General features: G+C 72.8%; 6 protein-coding genes. All 6 read right to left on the bottom strand.

The genetic code is table 11. The annotated features are described in order from the left end of the window. Nucleotides 1-523, bottom strand: a 523-nt coding sequence (locus tag ACYVE9_RS17520; protein ID WP_461028814.1) for a flavoprotein, incomplete at its 3' end; no start/stop codon positions are given. 144 nt (nt 524-667) lie between these two features. Beyond that, entirely contained in the window at nt 668-940 is a 273-nt protein-coding gene (rpoZ, locus tag ACYVE9_RS17515) for a DNA-directed RNA polymerase subunit omega (RefSeq protein WP_283990986.1), read from the bottom strand. A 34-nt stretch (nt 941-974) separates the two neighbouring features. Then, on the bottom strand, nt 975-1,532 hold the full coding sequence (gmk, locus tag ACYVE9_RS17510; protein WP_461028813.1) for a guanylate kinase: 558 nt from the start codon (nt 1,530-1,532) through the stop codon (nt 975-977). Between the two features lie 85 nt (nt 1,533-1,617). Further along, the gene (locus tag ACYVE9_RS17505; protein WP_283990988.1) at nt 1,618-1,938 is read right to left on the bottom strand and encodes an integration host factor; all 321 of its coding nucleotides are present in this window, start codon (nt 1,936-1,938) and stop codon (nt 1,618-1,620) included. Between the two features lie 266 nt (nt 1,939-2,204). Continuing rightward, complete coding sequence (pyrF, locus tag ACYVE9_RS17500; RefSeq protein WP_461028812.1) at nt 2,205-3,065, bottom strand: orotidine-5'-phosphate decarboxylase; 861 nt, start codon at nt 3,063-3,065, stop codon at nt 2,205-2,207. Next, nucleotides 3,062-4,186, bottom strand: a complete 1,125-nt coding sequence (locus ACYVE9_RS17495) for a quinone-dependent dihydroorotate dehydrogenase (RefSeq protein WP_461028815.1) — start codon at nt 4,184-4,186, stop codon at nt 3,062-3,064. The genes pyrF and ACYVE9_RS17495 overlap by 4 nt, the downstream gene beginning before the upstream one ends. Nucleotides 4,187-4,278: the final 92 nt, after the last annotated feature.

The following is a 4,278-nucleotide window of genomic DNA, read 5'->3' as shown; positions in this document are numbered from 1 at the left end:
CCCGCCGGCAGACCTCCCAGATCGCGTCCGGGTCGGGCAGCCGGCCCTTGCCGGTGTCGGCCCCGGTGAGCCGGCCGACAGCCGGCTCGATCACCACGGCGCCGCGGCGGCGCAGCGTGGCGACGTTGTCCCGGGTGGCGGGGTGCTCCCACATCTCGGTGTGCATGGCGGGGGCGAAGACCACCGGGCAGCGGGCGGTGAGCAGGGTGTTGGTCAGCAGGTCGTCGGCGAGCCCGTGGGCGGCCTTGGCGAGCAGGTCGGCGGTGGCCGGGGCGACCACGACCAGGTCCGCACGCTGCCCGATGCGCACGTGCGGCACCTGGTGCACGTCCGTCCAGACCCCGGTGGCGACCGGGTTGCCGGACAGGGCGGCCCAGGTGGCCTCCCCCACGAAGTGCAGGGCGGACTCGGTCGGCACGACGCGCACCGCGTGCCCGGACTCCGTCATCCGGCGCAGCAGCTCGCAGGCCTTGTACGCGGCGATGCCGCCACTGATCCCCAGCACGACCTCGGGCTTGTCCATCGCTCGACTCTCCCCGCTCCGCGGTGACGTCCCGTGGCCGGTCGAGGTGCCGGCCCGGGGTTGCTCTGGCGTCCGTGACACGCCGTCCATGACACACCACAGGCCCGGCAGTCGCGCTGCCGGGCCTGTCGTGGAGGAGCTGTGCTACTGCGGCGGGGCCTCGACGGCCTCGGACGTCAGCAGGCCCGCGTTGATCTCGCGGAGCGCGATCGACAGCGGCTTCTCGTGCACGTGGGTGTCGACCAGCGGGCCGACGTACTCCAGGAGGCCCTCACCGAGCTGCGAGTAGTACGCGTTGATCTGACGCGCGCGCTTCGCGGCGTAGATCACCAGGCTGTACTTGGAGTCGGTGGCCTCGAGCAGCTCATCAATCGGCGGGTTGATGATGCCCTCGGGCGCGGTGATGGAAGAGGACACGCTCTGCCTTCCGATGGTGGAAAAATCAAGTGGATCACGTGATACGCATCAAGGCTAGCAGCTCGGCGGCCACGTCCTCGACGGAGGTGTTGACAAGGGTGGTGTCGAACTCCGGCTCCGCGGCCAGCTCCACCCGGGCCGCCGTCAGGCGCCGCTCGATCACTTCGGGCGCCTCGGTGCCGCGTCCGGTGAGCCGCCGGACCAGTTCGTCCCAGCTGGGCGGGGCCAGGAAGACGAGTTGCGCCTCCGGCATGGACTGGCGCACCAGCCGCGCGCCCTGGAGGTCGATCTCCAGCAGCACCGGCTCGCCGGCTTCCAGGCGGTCCAGGACGGCCTGGCGGGGCGTTCCGTAGCGGTTGCCCGCGAACTCCGCCCACTCCAGCAGCTCGCCGTTGGCGATCAGCTTGTCGAACTCGTCGTCGGCGGTGAAGTAGTAGTGCACGCCATGTCGCTCGCCGGGACGCGGAGCCCGTGTGGTGGCGGACACCGAGAGCCAGACCTCGGGGTGGACCTTGCGCATATGGGCGACAACGGTGCTCTTGCCCACCCCGGAGGGGCCGGAGAGCACGGTCAGCCGAGGACGTTCACTCATGCAGCGATTATCCCGGTTCCGGGGAGTGCTCGGGTCCGCGGGAGCCGCGAGGCGGCTGCCGCGGACCCCGGGGCACCCGGCAGGGTCAGTTGGCGCCGCCGAACTCGCGCTCCAGCGCGGCGATCTGGTTGGAGCCCAGACCGCGGACCCGGCGACTCTCGGAGATGCCGAGCCGTTCCATGATCTGCTTGGCCCGGACCTTGCCGACGCCGGGCAGGCTCTCCAGGAGAGCGCTGACCTTCATCTTGCCGATGACGTCGTTCTCCTGGCCCTGCTTGATGACGTCGTGGAGGGAGGCACCGGAGTGCTTGAGCCTGTTCTTGACCTCGGCGCGCTCCCGGCGAGCCGCGGCGGCCTTCTCGAGCGCGGCTGCGCGCTGTTCAGGGGTAAGGGGCGGAAGAGCCACGCCTTCGTCACCTCGGATGTCGAACTAGTCGGATACGGATCGGTGAGGAACCTAGTAGCCCCGCACCTGCGGAGCAATGAGCAACGCACCTGTGCACATCGCTCTCGTCGGAGACTAGCGGGCGATCGCCGAAGAGTCAGCGAGAACAGCGGAAAAGTCCTGGTCAGACTGAGCCGACCAGGACTTTTCCGGACAAACCTTCGAGTATTCGGGGCCGGAAACCGCCGCTGAACAGTGACCGGGACACGCCTACCGGCGTGTCCCGGTCACCGGGCCTCGGCGAGTTCGGACGCGTAGCGGTCGGCCGCCGCCCGCAGCCCCGGCACCGAGGGCCCGGCGCCCAGCACTCCGCGGCTGACGCTCGGCAGGACCGACCGCACGGCCGCGCCGAAGACCCTGGGCAGGTCCGCGGGAGTCGCCCCCTGCGCACCCAGGCCGGGGGCGAGCAGCGGCCCGTTGACGTCCAGTTCCGCGTCGGCCCGGTCCAGCGTCGCGCCGACGACCGCGCCGAACGATCCCAGCGGAGCCGCGCCGGCGTTCTCCCGGGCGAGGTGGTCGAGCATCACCTGCGCCACCGACCGGCCGTCCGCGGCCACCGCCCGCTGCACCTCGGGGCCCTCCGGGTTGGAGGTGAGCGCCAGCACGAAGACCCCGCAGCCGTTGCGCCGGGCCAGGTCGAGCGCCGGACGCAGGGAGCCGAAGCCGAGGAACGGGCTGACCGTCACCGCGTCCGAGAACAGCGGCGCGTCCCGGTCCAGGTAGGTGGCGGCGTAGGCGCCCATGGTCGAGCCGATGTCGCCGCGCTTGGCGTCCATCAGCACCAGCGCCCCCGCGTCGCGGGCCTCCGCGACTGCCGTCTCCAGCACCGCGATACCCCGGGAGCCGAAGCGCTCGAAGAAGGCCGACTGCGGCTTCAGCACCGCCACCCGGTCCGCCAGCGCCTCCACGACCGTGCGGGTGAACCGCTCCAGGCCGGCGACGTCGTCGCCGAGCCCCCAGGCGGTCAGCAGCGAGGCGTGCGGGTCGATGCCGACGCACAGCGGCCCGCGGGCCTCCATGGCGTGGTGCAGCCGGGCGCCGAACGGGACGGTGGCGCCGGAAGGGCCGTCGGGTGTGGGGTCCGTCATGCTGCGGTGTCCGCCTCACGGGTGTCGGCGCCGACGGCGTCGGCGAGGGTGGCGTGGGGGCTGTCGCGGAGCAGTGCGGCCAGCCCGCGGTGGACGCGCCGGGACCAGAAGGGCCCCTCGTAGACGAAGGCGCTGTAGCCCTGCACCAGGGTGGCGCCGGCCAGGATGCGCCGCCAGGCGTCCTCGGCGGTGGTGATGCCGCCGACGCCGACCAGCGTGAGACGGTCGCCGACGCGGGCGTACAGCCGGCGCAGCACCTCCAGTGCGCGCGGCTCCAGCGGGGCGCCGGACAGTCCGCCGGTCTGCGCGGTGAGGTCGGCGGCCGAGCGCAGGCCCAGACCGTCGCGGGCGATGGTGGTGTTGGTGGCGATGATGCCGTCCAGGCCGAGGTCGACGGCGAGGTCCGCGACAGCGTCCACGTCCTCGTCGGCCAGGTCGGGTGCGATCTTGACCAGCAGCGGCACCCGGCGGTCCGGGACGGCCCGGTCGGCCGCCTCGCGGACCGCGCCGAGCAGCGGGCGCAGCTGGTCGGCCGCCTGGAGGTCGCGCAGTCCGGGGGTGTTGGGCGAGGAGACGTTGACGACCAGGTAGTCGGCGTGCGGGGCGAGCCGTTCGGCGGAGGTGACGTAGTCGGCGATCGCCTCCTCCTCTGGCACGGCCTTGGTCTTGCCGATGTTGACGCCGACGGTGGTCCGCAGGTGCGCGCGGCGGCCGGCGAGACGGGCCGCGACGGCGGCGGAGCCCTCGTTGTTGAAGCCCATCCGGTTGATCAGGCCCCGGTCGGCGGTGAGCCGGAACAGGCGCGGCGTCGGGTTGCCGGGCTGGGCCCGGCCGGTGACGGTGCCGATCTCGACGTGGTCGAAGCCGAGCATGGCCAGCCCGTCGATGCCGACGGCGTTCTTGTCGAAGCCGGCGGCCATGCCGAAGGGTCCGTGCATGCGCAACCCGAGTGCCTCGGTGCGCAGGGCGCGGTGCCGGGGGGCGAGCAGCGCGGCGAGCAGGGTGCGCAGCACGGGCACGCGGGCGGCCCGGCGGATCCAGCCGAAGGCCAGGTGGTGGGCCTTCTCCGGGTCCATGCGCCGGAACACCAGCTGGAACAGGACGTGGTACGGGCGGTACATGGCGGGCCTTTTCGCGACGGGTCCGGAGGGAGCGGCGGGGGCGGGGAGGGCGGTGCCGCCGGGCGCGGGCTGCGCCCGGCGGGAGCACGGCG

Source organism: Streptomyces sparsus (assembly GCF_054776295.1).
Note: the sequence above shows the minus strand (reverse complement) of the source record. Positions and strands in the feature narration are given on the sequence as shown.

Coding starts and splice junctions, on each gene's coding strand:
- gmk (WP_461028813.1), bottom strand. CDS start 1,532: ATGAGTGAACGTCCTCGGCTGACCGTGCTCTCCGGCCCCTCCGGGGTG.
- pyrF (WP_461028812.1), bottom strand. CDS start 3,065: ATGACGGACCCCACACCCGACGGCCCTTCCGGCGCCACCGTCCCGTTC.
- ACYVE9_RS17495 (WP_461028815.1), bottom strand. CDS start 4,186: ATGTACCGCCCGTACCACGTCCTGTTCCAGCTGGTGTTCCGGCGCATG.